Annotated in this window: 21 protein-coding genes and 1 tRNA gene; 14 read left to right on the plus strand and 8 right to left on the minus strand. The window is 70.5% G+C overall.

The features are described 5' to 3' along the window. The first annotated feature begins 75 nt into the window (after nt 1-75). On the plus strand, nt 76-1,767 hold the full coding sequence (paaN, locus tag ACZ7HQ_RS24485; RefSeq protein WP_470993732.1) for a phenylacetic acid degradation protein PaaN: 1,692 nt from the start codon (nt 76-78) through the stop codon (nt 1,765-1,767). Nucleotides 1,768-1,773: 6 nt separating this feature from the next. Here the strand turns inward: paaN and ACZ7HQ_RS24490 are convergent, their stop codons facing one another. Genes ACZ7HQ_RS24490 through ACZ7HQ_RS24500 form a run of 3 tightly spaced genes read right to left on the minus strand, consistent with a single transcriptional unit; the run spans nt 1,774 to nt 4,423 of the window. After that, complete coding sequence (locus tag ACZ7HQ_RS24490) at nt 1,774-2,529, minus strand: TrmH family RNA methyltransferase (RefSeq protein ID WP_470993735.1); 756 nt, start codon at nt 2,527-2,529, stop codon at nt 1,774-1,776. Next, entirely contained in the window at nt 2,526-3,761 is a 1,236-nt protein-coding gene (locus ACZ7HQ_RS24495) for an HTTM domain-containing protein (protein WP_470993737.1), read from the minus strand. Before ACZ7HQ_RS24495 ends, ACZ7HQ_RS24490 begins: the two co-directional genes overlap by 4 nt. After that, entirely contained in the window at nt 3,758-4,423 is a 666-nt protein-coding gene (locus ACZ7HQ_RS24500; protein WP_470993740.1) for a DUF5819 family protein, read from the minus strand. The genes ACZ7HQ_RS24495 and ACZ7HQ_RS24500 overlap by 4 nt, the downstream gene beginning before the upstream one ends. Before the next feature lie 695 nt (nt 4,424-5,118). Here ACZ7HQ_RS24500 and paaA point away from each other — a divergent pair. The 6 genes from paaA to ACZ7HQ_RS24530 all read left to right on the plus strand — a co-directional run bounded on the left by paaA (nt 5,119) and on the right by ACZ7HQ_RS24530 (nt 10,084). Then, complete coding sequence (gene paaA / locus ACZ7HQ_RS24505) at nt 5,119-6,147, plus strand: 1,2-phenylacetyl-CoA epoxidase subunit PaaA (protein WP_470993743.1); 1,029 nt, start codon at nt 5,119-5,121, stop codon at nt 6,145-6,147. Continuing rightward, complete coding sequence (paaB, locus tag ACZ7HQ_RS24510; RefSeq protein ID WP_470993746.1) at nt 6,144-6,431, plus strand: 1,2-phenylacetyl-CoA epoxidase subunit PaaB; 288 nt, start codon at nt 6,144-6,146, stop codon at nt 6,429-6,431. Before paaA ends, paaB begins: the two co-directional genes overlap by 4 nt. After that, nucleotides 6,428-7,159, plus strand: a complete 732-nt coding sequence (gene paaC, locus ACZ7HQ_RS24515) for a 1,2-phenylacetyl-CoA epoxidase subunit PaaC (protein ID WP_470993749.1) — start codon at nt 6,428-6,430, stop codon at nt 7,157-7,159. The genes paaB and paaC overlap by 4 nt, the downstream gene beginning before the upstream one ends. After that, entirely contained in the window at nt 7,153-7,725 is a 573-nt protein-coding gene (gene paaD / locus ACZ7HQ_RS24520; RefSeq protein WP_470993752.1) for a 1,2-phenylacetyl-CoA epoxidase subunit PaaD, read from the plus strand. Before paaC ends, paaD begins: the two co-directional genes overlap by 7 nt. Then, nucleotides 7,725-8,786: a 2Fe-2S iron-sulfur cluster-binding protein gene (locus ACZ7HQ_RS24525; protein WP_470993754.1), complete on the plus strand. Its 1,062-nt coding sequence runs from the start codon at nt 7,725-7,727 to the stop codon at nt 8,784-8,786. The genes paaD and ACZ7HQ_RS24525 overlap by 1 nt, the downstream gene beginning before the upstream one ends. Nucleotides 8,787-8,941: 155 nt before the next feature. After that, complete coding sequence (locus ACZ7HQ_RS24530; protein WP_470993757.1) at nt 8,942-10,084, plus strand: acyl-CoA dehydrogenase family protein; 1,143 nt, start codon at nt 8,942-8,944, stop codon at nt 10,082-10,084. A gap of 44 nt (nt 10,085-10,128) precedes the next feature. On the opposite strand, the gene ACZ7HQ_RS24535 is transcribed toward ACZ7HQ_RS24530, so the two are convergent. The 4 genes from ACZ7HQ_RS24535 to ACZ7HQ_RS24550 all read right to left on the minus strand — a co-directional run bounded on the left by ACZ7HQ_RS24535 (nt 10,129) and on the right by ACZ7HQ_RS24550 (nt 13,622). After that, nucleotides 10,129-10,458, minus strand: a complete 330-nt coding sequence (locus tag ACZ7HQ_RS24535; RefSeq protein WP_470994391.1) for a rhodanese-like domain-containing protein — start codon at nt 10,456-10,458, stop codon at nt 10,129-10,131. A 68-nt stretch (nt 10,459-10,526) separates the two neighbouring features. Next, nucleotides 10,527-11,336 (minus strand): hypothetical protein, encoded by an 810-nt coding sequence (locus ACZ7HQ_RS24540; protein WP_470993760.1) that lies wholly within the window; start codon nt 11,334-11,336, stop codon nt 10,527-10,529. A gap of 172 nt (nt 11,337-11,508) precedes the next feature. Continuing rightward, nucleotides 11,509-12,948: a DUF2252 domain-containing protein gene (locus ACZ7HQ_RS24545; protein ID WP_470993763.1), complete on the minus strand. Its 1,440-nt coding sequence runs from the start codon at nt 12,946-12,948 to the stop codon at nt 11,509-11,511. 590 nt (nt 12,949-13,538) lie between these two features. Then, nucleotides 13,539-13,622 (minus strand) — tRNA-Leu (locus tag ACZ7HQ_RS24550). 447 nt (nt 13,623-14,069) lie between these two features. Here ACZ7HQ_RS24550 and ACZ7HQ_RS24555 point away from each other — a divergent pair. From ACZ7HQ_RS24555 to pknB, 7 genes are all read left to right on the plus strand, one after another. Further along, the gene (locus ACZ7HQ_RS24555) at nt 14,070-14,927 is read left to right on the plus strand and encodes an FhaA domain-containing protein (protein WP_470993766.1); all 858 of its coding nucleotides are present in this window, start codon (nt 14,070-14,072) and stop codon (nt 14,925-14,927) included. 10 nt (nt 14,928-14,937) lie between these two features. Continuing rightward, nucleotides 14,938-15,468, plus strand: a complete 531-nt coding sequence (locus tag ACZ7HQ_RS24560; RefSeq protein WP_470993770.1) for an FHA domain-containing protein FhaB/FipA — start codon at nt 14,938-14,940, stop codon at nt 15,466-15,468. A gap of 132 nt (nt 15,469-15,600) precedes the next feature. After that, on the plus strand, nt 15,601-17,154 hold the full coding sequence (locus ACZ7HQ_RS24565) for a Stp1/IreP family PP2C-type Ser/Thr phosphatase (RefSeq protein ID WP_470993773.1): 1,554 nt from the start codon (nt 15,601-15,603) through the stop codon (nt 17,152-17,154). 27 nt (nt 17,155-17,181) lie between these two features. Next, entirely contained in the window at nt 17,182-18,639 is a 1,458-nt protein-coding gene (locus tag ACZ7HQ_RS24570; RefSeq protein WP_470993776.1) for an FtsW/RodA/SpoVE family cell cycle protein, read from the plus strand. 120 nt (nt 18,640-18,759) lie between these two features. Further along, complete coding sequence (locus tag ACZ7HQ_RS24575) at nt 18,760-19,104, plus strand: SH3 domain-containing protein (protein ID WP_470993779.1); 345 nt, start codon at nt 18,760-18,762, stop codon at nt 19,102-19,104. Nucleotides 19,105-19,353: 249 nt separating this feature from the next. Further along, complete coding sequence (locus ACZ7HQ_RS24580) at nt 19,354-20,829, plus strand: peptidoglycan D,D-transpeptidase FtsI family protein (RefSeq protein ID WP_470993782.1); 1,476 nt, start codon at nt 19,354-19,356, stop codon at nt 20,827-20,829. A gap of 192 nt (nt 20,830-21,021) precedes the next feature. Continuing rightward, nucleotides 21,022-23,025: a Stk1 family PASTA domain-containing Ser/Thr kinase gene (gene pknB, locus ACZ7HQ_RS24585; protein ID WP_470993785.1), complete on the plus strand. Its 2,004-nt coding sequence runs from the start codon at nt 21,022-21,024 to the stop codon at nt 23,023-23,025. 87 nt (nt 23,026-23,112) lie between these two features. On the opposite strand, the gene ACZ7HQ_RS24590 is transcribed toward pknB, so the two are convergent. Continuing rightward, nucleotides 23,113-23,862, minus strand: coding sequence for a class E sortase (locus ACZ7HQ_RS24590; protein ID WP_470993788.1), 750 nt, complete (start codon nt 23,860-23,862; stop codon nt 23,113-23,115). Between the last annotated feature and the right edge of the window lie 32 nt (nt 23,863-23,894).

Consider the following 23,894-nt stretch of genomic DNA (forward strand, 5'->3'; position numbering starts at 1 on the left):
CGGCCGTTCCCGCCCATGTTTCTGCCCAGGTCATGAACTCGACGAAGAGTTCTCCAGACGAGGAGTTGGTCCCGTATGGCCGCCGAACTGACCACCGACGAGCTGATCGCGAAGCACCGGCCCACGCTCGACCAGGCACTGGAAGCGATCCGCACGCGCGCGTACTGGTCCCCGCACCCCGAGCATCCGAAGGCCTACGGCGAGAACGGCAGCCTGGACGCGGCCGCCGGCAAGGCCGCCTTCGACGCCCTGCTGAACACCCGCCTCGACCTCGGCCAGCCCGGCACGGACGACTGGGTGGGCGGCGAGGTCTCGCCGTACGGCATCGAGCTCGGCGTCAGTTACCCCCACGCGGACGTGGACGTGCTGATCCCCGCCATGAAGGCCGGACAGCGCGCCTGGCGGGACGCGGGCGCGGAGACCCGGGCGGTGGTGTGTCTGGAGATCCTCAAGCGGATCAGCGACCGGACGCACGAGTTCGCGCACGCGGTCATGCACACCAGTGGCCAGGCCTTCATGATGGCGTTCCAGGCGGGCGGCCCGCACGCCCAGGACCGCGGCCTGGAGGCGGTGGCCTACGCGTACGCGGAGCAGGTCCGCACGCCCGGGACGGCGGAGTGGAGCAAGCCGCAGGGCAAGCGCGACCCGCTCGTCCTCAGCAAGGAGTTCACTGCGGTGCCGCGCGGCATCGGCCTGGTCATCGGCTGCAACACCTTCCCGACCTGGAACGGCTACCCGGGCCTGTTCGCCTCCCTGGCGACCGGCAACGCGGTCCTGGTCAAGCCGCACCCGCGCGCGGTGCTGCCGCTCGCCCTGACCGTGCGGGTGGCACGGGACGTGCTCGCCGAGGCCGGCTTCGACCCGAACCTGGTGACGCTGGCCGCCGAGCGCCCCGGCGAGGGCATCGCAAAGACGCTCGCCACCCGGCCCGAGATCCGGATCATCGACTACACCGGGTCGACGTCCTTCGGCGACTGGCTGGAGACCAACGCCCGCCAGGCGCAGGTGTACACCGAGAAGGCCGGCGTCAACACGGTGATCGTGCATTCCACGGACGACTACAAGGGCATGCTGTCCAACCTGGCGTTCTCGCTGTCCCTGTACAGCGGTCAGATGTGCACCACCCCGCAGAACCTGCTGATCCCCCGGGACGGCATCCGGACCGATCAGGGCTCCAGGACCTTCGACGAGGTCAGTGCCGACATCGCCCGCGCGGTCGACGGCCTCCTCGGTGACGACGCGCGCGCGAACGCGCTGCTGGGCGCCATCGTCAACCCCGACGTCAAGGCCCGCCTGGAAGCCGCCGCCGGCCTCGGTGAAGTGGCCCTCGCCTCCCGCGAGATCACCAACCCGGAGTTCCCGGACGCGGTGGTGCGCACCCCCGTCCTCGTCAAGCTGGACGGCGCCAAGCCGGACGACGAGGCCGCCTACATGAGCGAGTGCTTCGGCCCGGTCTCCTTCGCCGTCGCCGTCGACTCGGTGACCGACGCGGTGGAGCTGCTGCGCCGCACGGTCCGCGAGAAGGGTGCGATGACGGTCGGCGCGTACACCACCGACAGCGAGGTCGAGCAGGCCGTCGAGGAGGTGTGCCTGGAGGAGGCGGCCCAGCTGTCGCTCAACCTGACCGGCGGGGTGTACGTCAACCAGACGGCCGCGTTCTCCGACTTCCACGGCTCGGGCGGCAACCCGGCGGCGAACGCCGCGCTGTGCGACGGCGCGTTCGTGGCCAACCGGTTCCGGGTGGTGGAGGTCCGCCGGGAGGTCTGAGTCCGCTCAGTGGGCGGATGGTGCGCCCCCGGTGGCGCTCCAGTGGTACAGCGTCATCGCCACGCTGGTGGCGAGGTTGTAGCTGGAGACCTGGGGGCGCATCGGCAGAGCCAGCAGATGGTCGGCACGCGCGCGCAGCTCGGCCGACAGCCCGCTGCGCTCCGAGCCGAACGCCAGCACGGCGTCGTCGGGCAGTTCGGTGCCGCGGATGTCCTCGCCCTCCGGGTCGAGCGCGAACAGCGGTCCGGCCGGCAGTTCGTCGACGCCGAGGCGTTCCACGGCCGTCGCGAAGTGCAGGCCGGCGCCTCCGCGCACCACCGTGGGGTGCCAGGGATCGAGCGTGCCCGTGGTGACCACTCCGGTCGCCCCGAAACCGGCGGCCAGCCGGATCACGGCGCCGGCGTTGCCCAGGTTGCGGGGGTTGTCCAGGACCACGACCGGCGCGGTGCGGGGGGCGTGGGCCAGCGCGCGCAGGTTGGCCTCGCGGGACGGCCGTACGGCGAGGGCGGCCACGCCGGTCGGGTGGGGCCGTGGGACCAGGGAGGCGTAGGTCTGCGTGGACACCTGTGTGAGCAGCGCGTCCAGCGCGTCCCGTACGTCCTCGGCCAGCTCACCGGCGAGGGCGAGCGCGGCCCCCCGGTCGGTGGTGACCGCCACCGGGACCTCGGCCCCGAAGCGCAGCGCGTGCTTGAGGGCATGGAAGCCGTCGAGCAGCACGCCGGCACCGGCGTGCTCGCGCCAGCGGGTCAGCGGGTCGGTCATGCGGTGAACCCTACGCGGCCCTGCGCGCTCTCCTCGGGCGTCCCTTCGGGCGTCTCCTCGAAGGAGCGGGGCGCGGGCACCGTACGGTCGCCGCGCCGGACGATCCGGCCACGCGCGCGTACGACCAGCGCACCCAGCCGGCGCAGGAACGACGTCGGCAGGAAGACCGCGTCCGCGGCGATCATCGCCAGCGAGAAGAAGGGCAGTCCGAGCACGACCGCGATCACCGTGTGCTCGAGCATCATCACCACCAGCAGGACGTTCTTGACCCGCCGGTTGAACAGGGTGAACGGGAAGGCGACCTGCACCATGACCGTTCCGTAGGCGACAGCCATCATGATCGTGCCGCTGGAGGACATCAGGTCGGCGAGTCCGGGCCAGGGCGAGAAGTAGTCCAGGTGGAGCGGGTAGTAGACGGCGGTGCCGTCCTGCCAGCGCGAGCCCTGGATCTTGTACCAGCCGGCCGTGGCGTAGATCAGACAGGCCTCGGCCATGATCACGAACAGGGCGCCGTTGTGCAGGACGTCGGCGATGACGTCCAGCAGCATCCGCGGCTCCGGGGACCTGCCCCAGCGGCCGACGGCCCACCACAGCCCGAGCACCGCCCAGGCCGTCCACAGCAGCGCGGGGATCAGCCAGCTGTTGTCGAACCGGCCGGTGAACGTCGCGAGGACCAGTGCGAGGCCGGACACCGTCCACAGGGCCGGTCCCACCCGGTCGGCGGGAACCCGCTCCCCACGCGCGCGTGCCGCCTCGACGCGCGCCGCCCGCCGCGCGTCCAGGGACCACACCTGTCCGCACCGCGTGAACACGAGATACAGGGACATCAGGTGCAGCACGTTGTCGCCGCCGTCGCCCACGAAGACACTGCGGTTCTGCAGCGACAGCACGCCCACCATGAACAGCACGGACGCCGTCCGGGTGCGCCAGCCGAGCAGGAGCGCGGCACTGGCGAGGATCGCCAGCGCGTAGAAGCACTCGAACCACAGTTGCCCGTCGGACCACAGCAGAGCAGTGAAGGCGTGATTGTCGGCGGTCAGCTCCTTGGCGAGGTTCCAGCCCCACGGCCCGGCCGGACCGTACAGCTCCTGGCGGTGGGGGAACTCGCGCAGCAGGAACAGCAGCCAGGTCCCGGCGAACCCGATGCGGATCACGGCGCTCTGGTACGGCCCCAGGGCGGTCCCGGTCACCCGGGCGATCCCGCGCGAGAGGCTCAGGGAGAACTGGTTCACCGCACACCTCCGGCGGCCTCGTCGGCGGTCACCGTCCACCAGGGCAGCACCCGGTAGACAGGCTTGTCGGACACCCGCTCACGACTCCACGCGGGCGGCTGCACATTGGTGGTGCTGGAACGGACCTGCACCCGCTGGATGACGCCGTCCTGACTGGTGGGATCGGTGCGGTACAGGCGCATGACCACGATCCGGCGTACGTACTGCTCGGAGAGGGAGCCGCGCATGCCGACGGCACGGTTGTCGGCGGTGTGCGTGGCGACGAAGAAGTCCCAGGCGCGGCGCAGCTCGTTCTGCTGGGTGTGGCTGGGCACCGGATTGCCGTCGATGGCGGCGCCGTCCTGGGCGGACAGGTCGGTCCAGCCGGTGGTGCGCAGGGTGCCGTCCTTCATCCGCACCTCGGCCCGCACCTGCACACCGATGTTCTGTTGCAGCGGGTTCGGGGCGAAAAGCTTCCAGTTCTGCTCGAACTCGGGGTACACCCACTGCTCGACGGCCTTGCCGTGCTGCTTGGACACCGTGTTCGCCGGGGCGAGGCTGAGAAACACCATCAGCAGGTGCACACAGGCGGCGACACCGACCACCGCGAGCGTCAGCGCCGCGGCGACCTGGTAGCGGGGGGACAGGGCGGCTACGCCGGTACGGGGGGCGGGGGGCGGCACCGGCCCCCCGGAGTCGGCTGCCTCGACGCAGCGGGCGGCCGCGTCCGGCTCATCCTGCCGGCCCGACGGGACTGCGGGGGTGTCGGAGATTTCTTGCGATGCCCGGGGCTGCTGGGACTGCTGGGACTGCTGCGTCGCTTGGGCTTCCGAGCCCTCGCGCGCGCTGTCTATCTCCTGAGCTGCCGAAGACTGCCGGGGTACACGAGCCTGCCGGCCCTCCTGTGCCCCCTTTGGGAGACGCGCCCCCGCCGACCCGCCGGGGCGGGGTGGGGCCCCCGGGTCCTCGTCGTACGCGTCCATTCCGCCCCGTCCCCCGTTTCGGTTCAGTCGTTCGGCTCAGTGGCCCAGCTCGGTGCTGCGACGCCCGCCGCGAGCGCCCCATGATGCACGCACGCCACTCGCGGCGTCCGCACGGAACGGTACTCAGCCCCGGCCGCCCCGCGCAGCCCCGGGTACGAGCCGCAGGCCGTGCGCTTCGCCACGCGGTACGGCGCCGGACCGGCCGTACCCATCGGCCGACGCCCTTGTCCACAGGCCGCTCGCCCGAGTTTTCCACAGCGGTTGACACCCCACGGCGGCCCAGCACACCATTGATTCGCACGGACCGAACGATCGGTCGGGACGGATTCACCAAGAGCCCAAGAGTCCAACAGCAAAGGCCCGAGAGCCCGAGAGCCCGAGATCAGGGGGACCGCATGGCCACAGCAGCCGCGCAACGCACGGCCCGCACGGAGCCGGACGGCGCACCGGACACCGTCGACACGGCGGGTTACCAGCACGCTTTCGACGCGGCCGTGGCCGCCGACGAACGCATCGAACCCCGCGACTGGATGCCCGACGCCTACCGCGCCACCCTCGTCCGGCAGATCGCCCAGCACGCGCACTCCGAGATCATCGGCATGCAGCCGGAGGCGAACTGGATCACTCGCGCGCCCTCCCTGCGCCGCAAGGCGATCCTGATGGCCAAGGTCCAGGACGAGGCCGGGCACGGCCTGTACCTCTACAGCGCGGCCGAGACCCTCGGCACCAGCCGCGACGAGCTGCTCGACAAGCTGCACAGCGGCCGTCAGAAGTACTCCTCGATCTTCAACTACCCGACGCTGACCTGGGCCGACGTCGGCGCGATCGGCTGGCTGGTGGACGGCGCCGCGATCACCAACCAGGTGCCGCTGTGCCGCTGCTCCTACGGCCCGTACGCCCGTGCGATGGTGCGGATCTGCAAGGAGGAGTCCTTCCACCAGCGCCAGGGCTACGAGATGCTGCTGGCCCTCAGCAAGGGCACCCCGGAACAGCATGCGATGGCACAGGACGCCGTCAACCGGTGGTGGTGGCCCTCGCTGATGATGTTCGGCCCGCCCGACGACGAATCCCAGCACTCGGCGCAGTCGATGGAGTGGAAGATCAAACGCCACTCCAACGACGAGCTGCGCCAGCGCTTCGTCGACATCTGCGTCCCCCAGGCCGAGTCCCTGGGCCTCACCCTCCCCGACCCGGACCTGCGGTGGAACGAGGAGCGCGGGCAGTACGACTTCGGCCCGATCGACTGGACGGAGTTCTGGGGCGTCCTCAAGGGCAACGGCCCGTGCAACGAACAGCGGATCACGCAGCGCCGGCGCGCCCACACCGAGGGCGCATGGGTGCGGGAAGCGGCCGCCGTCTACGCGGCCAAGCACACCGGCGGCGCCGGTGAGGCAGCACACGAGACAGGAGCGGAGCGAGCATGAGCACCACCGACTGGCCCCTGTGGGAGGTCTTCGTGCGTTCCCGGCGCGGCCTCTCCCACACCCACGCCGGCAGCCTGCACGCCCCCGACGCGGAGCTGGCCCTGCGCAACGCCCGTGATCTGTACACCCGCCGCGGCGAGGGCGTGTCGATCTGGGTCGTCCCGGCCGCCGCGATCACCGCGTCCTCGCCGGACGAGAAGGACCCGTTCTTCGAATCCTCCGGCGACAAGCCCTACCGGCACCCGACCTTCTACGACATCCCGGAAGGGGTGAAGCACCTGTGACCGCCACCGGCCCCGCCACCGTCCCGGTGACCGCCGCGCTCGCCCTCGGCGACGACGCCCTGGTGCTCTCCCACCGGCTGGGGGAGTGGGTCGGGCACGCCCCCGTCCTGGAGGAGGAGGTCGCCCTCGCCAACATCGCCCTCGATCTGCTGGGCCAGGCCCGGGTGCTGCTGTCCATGGCCGGCGACGAGGACGAACTGGCCTATCTGCGCGAGGAGCGGGCCTTTCGCAACCTCCAGCTGGTCGAGCAGCCGAACGGCGACTTCGCCCACACCATCGCCCGCCAGCTGTACTTCTCCACCTACCAGCAGCTGCTCTACGCCGAACTAGCCGCAGGAAACGGCCCGTTCGCGCCCCTCGCCGCCAAGGCTGTCAAGGAGGTCGCCTACCACCGCGACCACGCCGAGCAGTGGACGCTCCGCCTGGGGGACGGCACGGAGACCAGCCACGAACGGATGCACCGCGCCTGCGAGGCACTGTGGCGGTTCACCGGCGAGATGTTCCAGCCGGTGGAGGGCCTCGAGGCCGACTGGGCACGCCTGGACGAGGACTGGCAGCGGTCCGTCGCAGACGTCCTCACCCGCGCCACCCTCCCCGTCCCCGAGGGCCCGCGCACCGGCGCCTGGTCGGCCGGTGCCGGCCGACAGGGCCTGCACACCGAGCCGTTCGGGCGGATGCTCGCCGAGATGCAGCATCTGCACCGCAGTCACCCGGGGGCGTCATGGTGACCGCCACCGCCCTGGAGGCGGAGCTGCTGGAGCTGGCCGGCTCGGTCCCCGACCCCGAACTGCCGGTGCTCACGCTCCAGGAGCTGGGCGTGGTGCGCGCGGTGCGGCTGCACGCCGACGACACGGTCGAGGTCCACCTGACCCCCACCTACACCGGCTGCCCCGCCATCGAGGCGATGAGCGTGGACATCGAACGGGTGCTGCGCGCCCACGGTATGCGCGAGGTCACGGTCCGCACGGTGCTCAGCCCCGCCTGGACGACCGACGACATCAGCCCCGAAGGCCGCCGCAAACTCCGGGAGTTCGGCATCGCTCCCCCGCGCGTGCGCAGCACCTCCGGCCCGGTCCCCCTGACCCTCGGCCCGACCCGGACCGGGGATGCATCCACCGCGGACGCAGCCACTGTCGGTGCGCCCACCGCGGGCGCACCCACCGACCCCGTCCGCTGCCCGCACTGCGGCTCACCCGAGACCGAGCTGCTGAGCAGGTTCTCCTCCACCGCGTGCAAGGCCCTGCGCCGCTGCCTCGCCTGCCGTGAACCGTTCGACCACTTCAAGGAGTTGTGATGGCGCGCTTCCACCCGCTCCTGGTGGCCGCGGTCGACCGGATCACCGACGACTCCGTCGCCCTGACCTTCACCATCCCGCCCGAGCTGCGCGAGGAGTACCGGCACGCACCCGGCCAGCACCTGGCGCTGCGCCGACAGGTCGACGGCACCGAGATACGGCGCACGTACTCGATCTGCTCCCCCGGGCCCGATCCGGCCGGCCCGGGCCCGGGCACCCTGAAGGTGGGCGTACGGCTGGTGGAAGGCGGCGCCTTCTCCGCCTACGCGCTGAAGGAGATCAACGTCGGCGACGAGCTGGAGGTGATGACCCCGGCCGGCCGCTTCACCCTGGAACCGGCGCCAGGGCTGTACGCGGCGGTCGTCGGTGGCAGCGGCATCACCCCGGTCCTGTCCATCGTCGCCACGCTGCTGGCACGCGAGCCGGCTGCCCGGTTCTGCCTGATACGCAGCGACCGCACGGCCGCGTCCACGATGTTCCTGGAGGAGGTCGCCGACCTGAAGGACCGCTACCCCGAGCGGCTTCAGCTGGTGACCGTGCTCTCCCGCGAGGAACAGCAGGCGGGCCTGCCGTCCGGCCGGCTCGACCGTGAGCGGCTCACCGGGCTGCTGCCCGCGCTGCTGCCGGTCGGCGAGGTCGCGGGCTGGTTCCTGTGCGGACCGTACGGCCTGGTGCAGGGAGCGGAGAAGGCGCTGCGCGAGCTGGGCGTGGACCGCTCCCGGATCCATCAGGAGATCTTCCACGTGGACGCGGGCTCGCCGCCGGCCACCACCGGGACTCCTGCGCACAGCACGGTCACCGCCCGGCTCGACGGACGCGGCGGCACCTGGCCGGTGCAGGAGGGCGAGTCCCTGTTGGAGACGGTGCTGCGTAACCGCCCCGACGCGCCCTACGCCTGCAAGGGCGGAGTGTGCGGTACGTGCCGCGCCTTCCTCGTCTCCGGCGAGGTCCGCATGGACCGCAACTTCGCCCTGGAGGCGGAGGAGACGGAAGCGGGATACGTACTGGCCTGCCAGTCGCATCCGCTGACGGAGCAGGTGGAGCTGGACTTCGACCGCTGAGTCCTGCACGGGGGCGGCTTGGGGTGGGGAGGGGTGGGGGGGAGGGGGAGGGGAAGCCCCCAGGAACACCGAAACCCCCACCCCCATTCCCTTCTCCTAGAACCTGTTCTATCTTGACGCCCCGTCAGACAACCGCACCGTCGGAGGGACAGGCCGTGGACTTCACCTTCACCGAGGAGCAGCGGGCGGCGGCCGAAGCGGCGCGCGGGGTGTTCGCCGGCGTGGTGCCGGACGCGGTGCCCAGCCCGGCGCTCACCACCGGTGCCGTGGCCGAGGGCTTCGACCGGGAGTTGTGGTCCCGGCTGGCCGAGGCGGACCTGCTCAGTCTGCTGCTCGACGAGGCGTACGGCGGTTCCGGTCTGGACGCGATCGCGCTGTGCCTGGTGCTGCGTGAGTCCGCCAAGGTGCTCGCCCGGGTGCCGCTGCTGGAGCACAGCGCGGCGGCAGCTGCCGTACAGGCCTACGGCGAGGCCGGGTTGGCGCATCGGCTGCTGGCCAGGGCCGGGCGGGGCGAGCTGGTGCTGACCGTCGCGGCGAGCGGCCGTAGCGGCCACGATCCGGCCGAACTGGCCGTCGGCGCACGGCGGGACGGCTCGGTCTGGGTGCTGGACGGGGTGCAGACGGCGGTGCCGTGGGCGTACGACGCCGATCTCGTGGTCGTACCGGCGCACCTGGAGGGAACGGCCGCCGACCGTACCGTCCTCGCGCTGGTACCGCGCGAGCTGGACGGGGTGGTGCTCGCCGAGCAGGTGTCCACCAGCGGGGAGCGGCTGGCCGAGCTGCGGCTCGCGTCGGTGCGGATCGGGGCGGACGACGTCATCGAGGCCGACGGAGCCTGGGAGTGGCTGCACGCGCTGCTCGCGACCGGTACCTGCGCGCTGGCGCTGGGTCTGGGTGAGCGGGTGCTGGGCATGACCGCCGAGTACACCGGCAAGCGGGAGCAGTTCGGGTATCCGATCGCGACGTTCCAGGCGGTGGCCGTGCAGGCCGCGGACCGGTACGTCGATCTGCGTGCCATGGAGGCCACCCTCTGGCAGGCCGCCTGGCGGATCGCCTCGGGTGCGGTGGGGGCGCTGCCCGCCGCCGCGGATGTCGCGGTGGCGAAGATCTGGGCGGCGGAGGGGGTGCGCCGGGTGGTGCAGACGGCACAGCACCTGCACGGCGGGTTCGGTGCCGACACCGACTACCCGCTGCACCGCTATCACGCCTGGGCCAAGCACCTGGAGCTGGCGCTCGGCCCGGCGGCGGCGCACGAGGAGCGGCTCGGGGACCTGCTGGCCGCCCATCCGCTGGGCTGACCGCGCGGCCCCGGGCCGTCGGGGTGAGCTGAACAGCAGGTGAGTTACACCACGAAGCCGGGCCGGCCGTCGTCCGTGATCACCGGGCGGCCCGCGGCCTGCCAGACCTGCATGCCGCCGTCGACGTTCACCGCGTCGATGCCCTGCTGGACCAGATACATGGTGACCTGTGCCGAGCGGCCGCCGGAGCGGCAGATGACGTGGACGCGGCCGTCCTGCGGGGCGGCCGCGGTCAGCTCGCCGTAGCGGGCCACGAACTCGCTGATGGGGATGTGCAGTGCTCCCTCGGCGTGGCCCGCCTGCCACTCGTCGTCCTCGCGGACGTCCAGCAGGAAGTCGCCGTCCTTGAGGTCCGTGATCTCGACCGTGGGCACACGTGCTGCGAAATTCATGTCTCCGACGCTACCCGAAGGTCCCGGACACCAGCGCAGGCACGGTGGGCTCAGCCCTGCTCCAGCAGTGTCGCCAGTTCCGCCTCGCGCTGGGCGATGTCGGAGCGCAGCCTGGCGGCGATCTCTTCGAGCAGCCTGTCGGGGTCGTCCGGGGCGAGCCGGAGCATGCCGGCGATCGCGCCGTCCTCCAGTTCGCGGGCGACGAGGGTGAGCAGTTCCTTGCGCTGGGCGAGCCATTCGAGGCGGGCGTACAGCTCCTCGGCGGGGCTGGGGCGCCGCTCGGGCGGTACCGGGCCGGCGGCCCACTCCTCGGCCAGTTCCTTCAGCAGGGCCTCGTCACCGCGGGCGTAGGCGGCGTTGACGCGGGCGAGGAACTCCTCACGCCGGCGGCACTCCTCTTCCTCCTGGGCGAGGTCGGGGTGGGACTTGCGGGCCAGCTCGCGGTAGAGCCGGCGGGCCTCCTCGCTGGGCCGGACCCGCTCCGGGGGCCGTACGGCCTGGTCGGTGAGCATGGCGGCGGCCTCCGGGAACAGGCCGTGGCCGTCCATCCAGCCGTGCAGCAGTTCCTCCACCCCGGGGATCGGCGTCACCCGGGCGCGGGCCTCCTCGGCGCGGCGGATGTCCTCCGGGTCACCGGTGCGGGCGGCCTTCGCCTCGGCGATCTCGGCGTCCAGCTCCTCGATGCGGACGTAGAGCGGGCCGAGTCTCTGCTCGTGCAGCCGGGAGAAGTTCTCGACCTCGACACGGAACGTCTCGACGGCGATCTCGTACTCGATCAATGCCTGCTCGGCGGCCCGTACGGCCTGCTCGAGCCGTTCCTCGGGCCGCGGTGCGGACTGTTCGGCTTCCGGGGTCGTCACCCGGCAAGCGTAGCGCTGAGCGCGGCTCGCGCCGGGTGCGGTGTCTCGCTGTCCCGCCGTGGGACTGCGGCTCGCCCGCCGGGTGCGGGTTCGTCGTGGTGCCTCGCGCCCATGCGGCGGAGCCGCACAGCGGTACGACCTCGCCGTACCGCTCCCCGCGCCCGGGCGTGGCTCACACCCCCAGCTCGGCCGCGATCCGCCCCGCCCTGATCGCCGCCACCAGCTCCGTGTGGTCCGCCTCCGTGCGGTCGGCGTAGGTGACAGCGAAGGCGGCGACCGCCTCGTCCAGTTCCTCGTTCTTGCCGCAGTAGCCGGCGATCAGCCGCGGGTCGGCGCTGTGGGAGTGGGCGCGGGCCAGCAGGGCGCCGGTCATGCGCCCGTAGTCGTCGATCTGGTCGGCGGCGAGGGCGGCGGGGTCCACGCTGCCCTTGCGGTTGCGGAACTGGCGGACCTGGAAGGGGCGGCCGTCGACGGTCGTCCAGCCGAGCAGGATGTCGCTGACGACCTGCATGCGCTTCTGCCCGAGGACCACCCGGCGGCCCTCGTGCTGCACCGGCGCCGCGTCGAATCCGGCCGTGGCCAGGTGGGGGACGAGCGCGGAGGGCCGGGCCTCCTTCACCTGGAGCACCAGCGGCTGCTCACGGTGGTCGAGGAGCAGTACGACGTAGGACCGGGTGCCTACGCTGCCCGTGCCGACCACGCGGAAGGCCACGTCGTGCACGGCGTGCCGGGCGAGCAGGGGGTGCCGGTCCTCGGACAGGGTGGCCAGGTACTCCTCGAGGGAGGCGGCGACGGCGTGGGCCTCGGTGTCCGGGATGCGGCGCAGGACCGGGGAGGCGTCCATGAACCGGCGTCCGCCGTCCGCCGCCGTCTCGGTCGATTTCGCCGCGAACCGGCCGCTGGTGTTGGCGCGGGCCTTCTCGGAGACCCTCTGCAGGGTGCCGAGCAGGTCGTGGGCGTCGGCGTGGGAGACCAGTTCCTCGTCCGCGATGGCGTTCCAGGCGTCGAGGACCGGCAGTTTGGCGAGCAGCCGCATGGTGCGGCGGTAGGCGCCGACCGCGTCCCGTGCGGCCGCGCGGCAGGTGTCCTCGTCGGCACCGGCTTCCCGTCCGGCGAGCACCAGTGAGGCCGCGAGCCGCTTCAGATCCCATTCCCAGGGGCCGTGCACGGTCTCGTCGAAGTCGTTGAGGTCGATGACGAGACCGCCGCGGGCGTCGCCGTACAGGCCGAAGTTGGCGGCGTGTGCGTCGCCGCATATCTGGGTGCCGATCCTGGTCATGGGGGTGCGGGCCAGGTCGTGGGCCATGAGTCCGGCGGAGCCGCGCAGGAAGGCGAAGGGGGTGGCCGCCATGCGCCCGACGCGGATGGGGGTCAGTTCCGGGATCCGGCCGGCGTTGGACTCGGTGACCGCGCTCACCGCGTCGGGGCGGGAGGCGTCCAGGTCGAGCGTGCGGTGCGCGGAACGCGGCACGCTCGTCCGCAGTGCCTTGCCCTCTTCCTTGGGCGAGCCCTGCCGCGGCCAGTGGGCGAAGCCGCGTACCCGGGGCAGCCGGCGCGTGTCCCGGTCCGCCGTGTCTGCCGCGTCCGCCACTGCCACGCCGGTTCCGGTCATCGCGACCGCCTCCCCCGTACTGCCGCCGTCTGCCGACCAGACGCGGTACGAACATCAACTCGGGAAGACCGTACAACCGGCGGCCGACGGGCGGCAGGGCCTGTTCGCCGCTGGGGGGGGCGGGCATCCGCGTCACCACGATGACGCCCGGCGCACCCTGAACGTTCGGCACACCCCCGCGCGCCCGCACCCTGAACGTTCGGCACACCCCCGCGCCCCGGGCAGACCCGCCATCGACGCGGTCCGTCACTTCGTCGAAGACCCCGGCCGCACCGGCCGCAGCACGGCGGCGATCAGGGCGGGCGGTCAGGACGGCGGCCCTGCCTCTCGGCACCCTGACGCGTCCCCGGGCAGACCTCCCCCGGCAGACCTCCCCGGCAGACCCCTCCCGGCAGGACCGACGCACTGCGGCACAGCACCCCGGAACCGGTCAGGGCGTCCGTGACATGCCTCACGGCCTCACGGCGCACCGGCGCCCGGAACTGGACGCGCACGGGGAGCCCGGGTGTGCGCTCTGTCACCACCTCGGACAACGAGAAACGGGCCTCCACCGTGACTTCCGTCACCGGTGGAGACCCGTCTCTCCTCTGTGCGCGAGGGGGGAGTTGAACCCCCACGCCCTTGCGGGCACTGGAACCTGAATCCAGCGCGTCTGCCTATTCCGCCACCCGCGCATTGGGTGTGTCTTCCGGCTCCGACCCTTTCGGGCTGGCCCCTTCCGACATCCAGAACATTAGCACGCCGTACGGGGTGGGTTCACATCCCTTCCGGGCGGCCGCCCGGCGGCACAGCGCCCGTCACCGCCGGTCCCAGCGCCCGCATGCGCCCCTCACGCATCTCTGACGTATCAAGGAGACCCGCTCCGCGTATCAACCTCGTACCGGTCCCGGGCATCTGTCCAGGAGGCGGGCCGGGTCCACAGCCGGGTGCGGGACACTGGTCTTCGCCCGCCTCTACGATCCATGGCAGCAGGAGTGCGTGCCGGGAGTTCGAAGGGGAGTCGCTGGGGGAACCGGCTGATTGCCGGACGCGTAGATACGATCAGTGAGCAGTACCAGCAGCACCGGGCAAGGCAGCGCACACAACAGGGCAAGGCAGCACAGGGACGGAGGAGGTGCCCCATGGGAGTCCTGAAGAAGTTCGAGCAGCGTCTCGAAGGTCTGGTGAACGGCACCTTCGCCAAGGTCTTCAAGTCCGAGGTCCAGCCCGTGGAGATCGCAGGCGCGCTCCAGCGTGAGTGTGACAACAACGCCACGATCTGGAACCGCGACCGGACGGTCGTACCCAACGACTTCATCGTGGAGCTGAGCGCGCCGGACCACGAGCGCCTCAGCCCCTACTCCGGGCAGCTCGGCGACGAGCTGGCCGGCATGGTGCGCGACTACGCCAAGCAGCAGCGCTACACCTTCATGGGCCCCATCAAGGTCAATCTGGAGAAGGCCGACGACCTGGACACCGGTCTGTACCGGGTGCGCTCGCGCACCCTCGCCTCCTCCAGCAGTCAGCAGGCCCCCGCGGCCCCGGCCCCCGGCCGCTCCGCGCAGGGCGCCTCCGGCGGCGGCTACGGCCACTCGGCGGGCGCACCCGCCGGCGCACCCCCGATGCCGTCCGCGCCGCCTCCCGGCGCGCGCCCCGGCGGCTACGGCTACCCTCAGCCCGCCACCCAGCGGCCCTCGGCCGCCCCGATGAGCGGCGGGCAGACCCGCTACTGGATCGAGATCAACGGCACCCGCCACCAGATCTCCCGCGCGACGCTGGTGCTGGGCCGCAGCACCGACGCCGACGTGCGGATCGACGACCCCGGCGTCTCGCGCCGGCACTGCGAGATCCGGACCGGAACGCCCTCGACGATCCAGGATCTCGGCTCCACCAACGGCATCGTGGTGGACGGGCAGCACACCACCCGCGCTACGCTCCGCGACGGCTCGCGGATCGTCGTGGGCAGCACCACCGTTATCTATAGGCAAGCCGAAGGGTGAAGCGGGGGCAATGTCAGAGCTGACCCTCACGGTCATGCGGCTGGGTTTCCTGGCCGTACTGTGGCTGTTCGTGATCGTGGCCGTACAGGTCATCCGGAGCGACCTGTTCGGTACGCGCGTCACCCAGCGCGGATCGCGTAGGGAGGCCGGACGGGCGCAGCAGCAGGGCGGCCGTCAGGCGGCCCGGCAGCAGGCCGCGCCGCCGCCGCAGCGTGGCCAGCAGAGCGGCGGCCGCCGCGGCCGCAACGCCCCCACCAAGCTGGTCGTGACCGAAGGCACACTGACCGGCACCACGGTCGCGCTGCAGGGCCAGACGATCACCCTGGGGCGGGCACACGACTCCACGATCGTGCTGGACGACGACTACGCATCCAGCCGCCATGCCAGGATCTACCCGGACCGCGACGGTCAGTGGATCGTCGAGGATCTCGGCTCCACCAACGGCACCTACCTGGACCGGTCCCGGCTGACGACTCCCACGCCGATCCCGCTGGGCGCGCCGATCCGCATCGGCAAGACCGTCATCGAGCTGCGGAAGTAGTACGACAATGAGCGAGCGGAGCGAGCACGCAGCGGCAGGCCGCCACCCGGCCGCCGGCGCGCTCCCGACCGGAGGGTGGGCAGTGTGGCTCGACACGACCGGCTGCATTCGGAGCCGACGGGCGAGGTGCGCATGAGTCTGTCACTGCGCTTTGCCGCCGGATCGCACAAGGGCATGATCCGCGAGGGCAACGAGGACTCCGGTTACGCCGGTCCGCGGCTGCTCGCGATCGCCGACGGCATGGGCGGCCAGGCTGCCGGCGAGGTCGCCTCCTCCGAGGTCATCTCCACCCTGGTCACGCTCGACGACGACGTGCCCGGCTCCGACATCCTCACCTCGCTCGGCGTGGCCGTGCAGCGCGCCAACGACCAGCTGCGCGCCATGGTCGAGGAGGACCCCCAGCTGGAGGGCATGGGGACGACCCTCACCGCCCTGCTGTGGACGGGCCAGCGGCTCGGACTCGTCCACGTCGGTGACTCGCGCGCCTATCTGCTGCGTGACGGAGTTCTCACCCAGATCACGCAGGACCACACCTGGGTGCAGCGGCTCGTCGACGAGGGCCGGATCACCGAGGAAGAGGCCACCACCCATCCGCAGCGCTCCCTGCTGATGCGCGCCCTCGGCAGCGGCGACCACGTCGAGCCCGACCTGTCGATCCGCGAGGTCCGCGCCGGCGACCGCTATCTGATCTGCTCCGACGGCCTGTCCGGCGTCGTCTCCCACCAGACGATGGAGGAGACCCTCGCCAGCTACCAGGGCCCGCAGGAGACCGTCCAGGAGCTGATCCAGCTCGCGCTGCGCGGCGGCGGCCCCGACAACATCACGGTCATCGTCGCCGACGTCCTCGACCTGGACACCGGCGACACCATGGCCGGGCAGCTGTCCGACCAGCCGGTCGTGGTCGGCGCGGTCGCCGAGAACCAGCACCACCTGCACGACAACGGCATCATGCAGACCCCGGCCGGCCGCGCCTCCCACCTGGGCCGGCAGAACCACGGGCACGGCGGCGGCGAGTTCGGCCCGCCCGGCTCCGGCGACACCACCGGCTACATCCCGGCCGGCAGCTTCGACGACTACGCCGAGGGCGACCTGACCAAGCCGCGCGGCGGGCGCAGGTGGCTCAAGAGATCCCTCTACGGCGCCCTCGCCCTCGCCGTCATCGGCGGCGGCCTCTACGGCGGTTACCGCTGGACGCAGACGCAGTACTACGTCGGCGCCAAGGGCGAGCACGTGGCGCTGTACCGCGGGATCAGCCAGGACCTGGCCTGGGTGTCGCTGTCGAAGGTGGAGAAGGACCACCCCGAGATCGAACTCAAGTACCTGCCGCCCTACCAGCAGAAGCAGGTCAAGGCCACGATCACCGCGGGCGGTCTGCCGCAGGCCCAGGCGAAGATCGAGGCACTGTCCGTACAGGCCTCCGCGTGCAAGAAGCAGGCGGAGCGCACGGCGGCCGAGTCCGAGCGGAACAGGAAGACGGGCCAGGGCGAGGCGGGAGGCACCACGGGAACCACCCGTACCGCCTTCACGTCCAAGGCGTCACCGACGCCGAACCCCTCGACGGGTTCGGGGACGGTGAAGCCGCCGACATCGCCCTCGAAGCACCCGTCCACGTCCCCCACTCCGAACCCCGGCCCGAGCCTCTCCGAGGATGAGCAGAAGGTCGTCGATCAGTGCGGCAAGCAGTAGCCGAGCCGCGAGAGGCCCTGTCACACGATGAGCAGTACGACTAACTCACCGACGCACCACACGTCCACGATCGGCGCGATCGGCGCGCCGAGCCGCCGCAACACCGAGCTGGCCCTGCTGGTCTTCGCCGTGGTCATCCCGGTGTTCGCCTACGCCAACGTGGGCCTGGCCATCAACAACTCGATGCCCGCCGGCCTGCTGTCCTACGGCCTCGGTCTCGGTCTGCTGGCCGGAGTCGCCCATCTCGCCGTGCGGAAGTTCGCGCCGTACGCCGACCCGCTGCTGCTGCCGCTGGCCACCCTGCTCAACGGGCTCGGGCTCGTCGTGATCTGGCGGCTGGACCAGTCGAAGCTGCTCCAGCAGATGCATGCCGCAGGCGGCAAGGCGGCCAACCAGTTGCTCTACACGGCGCTGGGTTTCGCGCTCTTCTCCGTGGTGCTGATCTTCCTCAAGGACCACCGCACGCTCCAGCGGTATACCTACATCTCGATGGTCGGCGCGCTGGTCCTGCTACTCCTGCCGCTGGTCCCGGGCCTCGGCCTGAACGTGTACGGCGCGAAAATCTGGATCCACGTCGGCAGCTTCTCCATCCAGCCCGGTGAGTTCGCCAAGCTCGTGCTGGCGGTGTTCTTCGCCGGCTATCTGATGGTGAAGCGGGACGCGCTGGCCCTGGCCAGCCGCCGTTTCCTGGGGCTGTATCTGCCGCGTGGCCGTGACCTCGGCCCGATCCTCGTCGTCTGGGCGATCTCGATCCTCATCCTCGTCTTCGAGACCGACCTCGGTACATCGCTGCTGTTCTTCGGCATGTTCGTGATCATGTTGTACGTCGCCACCGAGCGAACCAGCTGGATCGTCTTCGGTCTGCTGATGTCCGCAGTCGGCGCCGTCGGCGTGGCAAGCTTCGAGACGCACGTGCAGCAGCGTGTCCAGGCCTGGCTCGACCCGATGAAGGAGTTCAAGCTCAGCCGTCAGGGCCTCCAGGGCCACTCCGAGCAGCTCATGCAGGCCCAGTGGGCGTTCGGCTCCGGTGGGACTCTTGGCACCGGCTGGGGCCAGGGCCACTCCGAACTGATCGGTTTCGCCGCCAACTCCGACTTCGTCCTCGCCACCTTCGGCGAAGAGCTGGGCCTGGCGGGCATCATGGCAATCCTGCTGATCTACGGCCTGATCGCCGAGCGTGGCATCCGTACCGCGCTCGCCGCCCGCGACCCGTTCGGCAAGCTGCTGGCCATCGGCCTGTCCGGTGGCTTCGCGCTCCAGATCTTCGTCGTGGCCGGCGGTGTGCTGGGACTCATCCCGCTGACCGGTATGACGATGCCGTTCCTCGCCTACGGCGGTTCCTCCGTGATCGCCAACTGGGCGCTGATCGGCATCCTCATCCGCATCAGCGACACCGCCCGCCGCCCGGCGCCCACCCCCGCCACGAACTCCGACGCCGAGATGACCCAGGTGGTCCGCCCCGGCGGCACCAACCCCGTCGAGTGATCCTGATCACCAATGTGAAGATCGTTTCAGTACGGGCCGCCCACTAGAGTGACGGACGACCTGCCCGTCCCGTGACCACGGGACGGGACGAACGACACATTGGGGGATCTCATGCCTCGCATGGGTTCGCGCGGAAAGCGTCTCGCCGTGGGCGCGGCCGCCGCGCTGGGCGCCGCACTGTTCACCGTGACCAGCGCGACGAGCGCGCAGGCCGCCGGCAGCTACGGGGGCAGCTGGACCACGGACGACGTCAAGATCCGCAAGGGTCCGAGCACCGACACGGCGATCGTGGACCACGCCTACAAGGGCGACGGCGCCTTCGTGAAGTGCTGGGTCCGCGGTGAGGGCGTCTACGGCGACAACATCTGGTGGTACGTGAAGGACAACAGCTCCAGCGCCAACGTCTGGGGCTACACGTCCGACTACTACTTCAGCGTGGCCAGCGGCAACCCGCCGAAGTGCTGAACGGCCCCTCGGCGCGTTCCTGACGGACGGCTTCCGGGACCGGCACCTGCCGGAACCGGAAGCCGTCCGCTGTTTTCCGGAACCTCTCGCGCCCCGGGCGCGTCTACTGATCAGTCGTTGTGGACGGCCCCGCCCGGGACACACAGCCGCTGCCACTAAACTGTGCGCGGCCAAGGATGAGCGCCAGCACCATCGGCACCGAGAGACTGAAGCAACAGGCGCACCTGTTAGCTTGTGGAAAGGCCGGATGTGAACAAGCCACTGCGCCGAATCGCGATCTTCTGCGGACTCCTCGTCCTGGCGTTGTTGATCCGTGACAACTGGCTTCAGTACGTCCAGGCCGACAAACTGCGGTCCGATCCGGCCAACCGCCGCGTGATCATCGAGCGGTACGCGCACCCGCGGGGCGACATCATCGTCGACGGCAACCCCATAACCGGCTCGGTCGAGACCAAGCACGGCGACTTCAAGTACAAGCGCACCTACAAGAACGGCCCCATGTGGGCCCCGGTCACCGGTTACTCCTCGCAGGCCTTCCAAAGCAGCTTCCTCGAGGGAGTCGAGGACGGCATCCTCACCGGCAACGACGACCGGCTCTTCTTCCGCAAGACGCTGGACATGGTCACCGGCAAGAAGCAGCAGGGCGGCAACGTCGTCACCACGCTGAGCGCCGCCGCACAGAAGGCGGCGTACAAGGGGCTGGCCCAGCAGGGCGGCAAGGGCGCGGTCGTCGCCCTGGAGCCCTCCACCGGCAAGATCCTGGCCCTGGCCTCCTACCCGTCGTACGACCCCTCGTCCTTCGCGGGCTACTCCGACGACGACGCCCGGGCCTGGAACAAGCTGCAGAAGAAGAACAACCCGGCCGACCCGATGCTGAACCGGGCGCTGCGCGAGACCTACCCGCCGGGCTCCACCTTCAAGGTGGTCACCGCGGCGGCCGCGCTGGAGAACGGGCTGTACAAGTCGGCCGACGAGCCGACGGACTCGCCGCTGCCCTACATCATGAAGGGCACCCGCACCGAGCTGAAGAACGAGGGCAACATCCCCTGCAAGAACGCGCCGCTGCGCGAGGCGCTGCGCTGGTCCTGCAACTCGGTCTTCGGCAAGATCGGCGCCGACCTCGGCAACGACAAGATGCTGGCGGAGGCGAAGAAGTTCGGCTTCGACGCCGAGCAGTTCATCCCGGTCCGCTCCAACGCGTCGACGTTCTCCGACAACATGAACCCCTCGCAGACCGCGCTGTCCTCCATCGGCCAGTACAACACCGCCGCGACCCCGCTGCAGATGGCCATGGTCGCCTCGGCGGTCGCCAACGACGGCAAGCTGATGCAGCCGTACATGGTCGACTCGCTGCAGTCCTCCAACCTCGACCCGGTCGACAAGACCGAGCCGAAGGAGATGAGCCGGCCGCTGTCCCCGGCCAACGCGCAGATCCTGCAGGGCATGATGGAGACGGTCGTCAAGCAGGGCACCGGCACGAAGGCGCAGATCCAGGGCGTCACCGTGGGCGGCAAGACCGGTACCGCGCAGCACGGTGTGGCGAACAGCGCCAACCCGTACGCGTGGTTCATCTCCTACGCCAAGCTGCCCGACGGCAGCTCGCCGGTCGCCGTGGCCGTGGTGATCGAGGACGAGAGCGCCAACCGTGACGACATCTCCGGTGGCGGCCTGGCCGCGCCGATCGCGAAGAACGTCATGGAGGCGGTCATCAACTCCAAGAAGTGACACAGACCACCCGAGGAAGTGACGCCGCTCACGTCGTCTTCACATCGCCGCACGTTGCGATACCGGTCCTGTATCGGGTTCCGGGCTTGGCCAGGTCATACAAAGCGAGCCGGGTACCGTAGGCCCGGACGGCAGCCTCCGGCCGCACACCACCGTGCGACCGAGACCGACGGAGAGGGCTGGTAGGTAGCTATGGAAGAGCCGCGTCGCCTCGGCGGCCGGTACGAGCTGGGCCAGGTGCTCGGCCGTGGTGGCATGGCCGAGGTCTACCTCGCGCATGACACCCGCCTGGGCCGCACCGTGGCAGTGAAGACCCTGCGCGCCGACCTGGCACGCGACCCTTCCTTCCAGGCCCGGTTCCGCCGGGAGGCCCAGTCGGCCGCCTCGCTCAACCACCCCGCGATCGTCGCGGTCTATGACACGGGCGAGGACTACATCGACGGGGTCTCGATCCCGTACATCGTGATGGAGTACGTGGACGGCTCCACGCTCCGTGAGCTTCTTCACTCCGGCCGCAAACTCCTGCCCGAACGCGCGATGGAAATGACCATCGGCATCCTGCAGGGCCTGGAGTACGCCCACCGCAACGGCATCGTGCACCGCGACATCAAGCCGGCCAACGTCATGCTGACCCGCAACGGCCAGGTCAAGGTGATGGACTTCGGCATCGCCCGCGCCATGGGCGACGCCGGCATGACCATGACCCAGACGGCCGCGGTCATCGGCACGGCCCAGTACCTGTCGCCGGAGCAGGCGAAGGGCGAGCAGGTCGACGCGAGGTCGGACCTGTACTCGACCGGCTGCCTCCTGTACGAGCTGCTGACGGTCCGGCCGCCCTTCGTGGGTGACTCACCGGTGGCGGTGGCCTACCAGCATGTCCGCGAGGAGCCCCAGCCTCCCTCGGTCTTCGACCCGGAGATCACTCCGGAGATGGACGCGATCGTCCTGAAGGCCCTGGTCAAGGACCCGAACTACCGCTACCAGTCGGCCGACGAGATGCGCGCCGACATCGAGGCCTGCCTGGACGGCCAGCCGGTCGCGGCGACGGCCGCGCTGGGCGCGGTGGGCTACGGCGGCTACCCCGACGACCAGCCGACGACGGCCCTGGGCGCGGGCGCCGGAGCGGGCGCCACGGCCATGCTCCCGCCGATGAACCCGGACGACGGCGGCTACGGCTACGACGACGGCCCCGGCCGCCGCGGCCGGCAGCAGAAGAAGTCCAACACCTCGACGATCCTGCTGGTGGTCGCGGGCATCCTGGTCCTGATCGGCGCGATCCTGATCGGCAAGTGGGTGGCGAGCGGCGGCAACGCGGGCGACGGCAAGGTACCGGTACCGAACTTCGTCGGTGTGTCCAAGGGCACGGCCGAGAAGATGGCCGAGAACGTCGACCTGAAGCTCAGCACCTCCAGGAAGCCCTGCGAGAACCAGCCCAAGGGCAACGTGTGCTCGCAGTCCCCGGACAAGGGCAAGGTCGCCAAGGGCAGCACCATCAGCCTGGTGATCTCGACGGGCGCGCCCAAGGTGGCGGTGCCGAACGTGCTCGGGCAGACCTTCGACAACGCCCAGTCCACCCTTGAGGGCGACAAGTACAAGTTCGACGTCGTCCGCAAGGACGAGGTCTCGACGCAGCCGGCGGGCACCGTCATCAAGCAGAACCCCGACCTCGGTACGGAGGTCCAGAAGGGTTCCAAGATCACGCTGACGGTCGCCAAGGCCGAGGACAAGGTCACCATCCCCGGCGACGTCATCGGCAAGTCCTGCGACGAGGCGAAGGCCGAACTGCAGCAGCTCGGCCTGTCGGCCACCTGCGCCGACACCCCCACCACCAACCAGGACGACGACGGCAAGGTCACCGGGTCCAACCCGCAGCCGAACCAGCAGGTCTCCAAGGACACGCCCGTCACCCTCAGCGTCGGCAAGTTCCAGGGCGGACAGCAGACGCAGGGCCAGGTGCCGACCGTCCTGGGCAAGACCGTGCAGCAGGCCCAGCAGATCCTGCAGCAGGCCGGCTACACGCAGATCCAGGTCACCGGCCCCACCGACGACAAGGCACGGGTCATCCAGCAGAACCCGAACGGGGGGACGCAGGCCGACCCGAACAGCACCCAGGTCATCCTGACCACCGCGGACTTCGGCGGCGGCAACAACGGGGGCAACAACAACGGCGGCATCTTCGGCGGCCTCAACGGCTGACGACGTCACCGGCCCGTGAGAAAGGCCCTGGCGCACCACAGCGGTGTTCCAGGGCCTTTCCTCGTCCTGAGCTCGCTCCCCGGGGGCCTACCGAAGTTCCTTCGGCAACGTCCGCTTGCTGTCCACCTTCTCCACCCGCACCAGCTCCCCCCACACCACATACCGGTACTCCGAGGTGTACACCGGTGTGCACGTCGTCAACGTGATGTAGTGGCCCGGCTTCTTCTTGCCGGACTCCTTCGGGACCTGGGAAAGGACCTTGACGTTGTACTTCGAGGTCTCCGGGAGGACCGAGAAGACCTTGTAGACGTACCAGTCGTCCCGCGTCTCGAAGACGATCGGGTCGCCCTGGCGCACCTTGTCGATGTTGTGGAACTTCGCTCCGTGGCCGTCGCGGTGGGCGGCGAGGGTGAAGTTGCCCGTCTTGCCGGACATGGGGAGGGTCGCCTTGACCGGGTCCGTGTAGTAGCCGGCCACACCGTCGTTGAGGACGTCCGTGCCCGTGCCCTTCTCGACCAGGACCTCGCCGTTCTTCATCGACGGCACATGCAGGAAGCCGATGCCGTCCTTGGTGTCCAGCGCCCCCGGCCCGGAATCCGTCGTGTGGGCCCAGTGGTCGCGGACCTGATCGGCACGCTTGTCCGCCTTGCGATCCGCTATCACGTTCGTCCACCACAGGGAGTACACGACGAACAGAGCGAGCAACAGGCCTGCGGTGATGAGGATTTCACCGAGGACGCTGACCGCCATGGCGATGCGGCCCGGACGGCCGCGCGGAGCCGGATCCGAGTCGGACGCGTCCGTGTGTTCTTCGGTGTCGTCGGCGGTCGCTGCCACTGTTTCCTCTGCCTTTGCCCTTACTCGCTTCA

Source organism: Streptomyces sp. NPDC037290 (assembly GCF_055603245.1).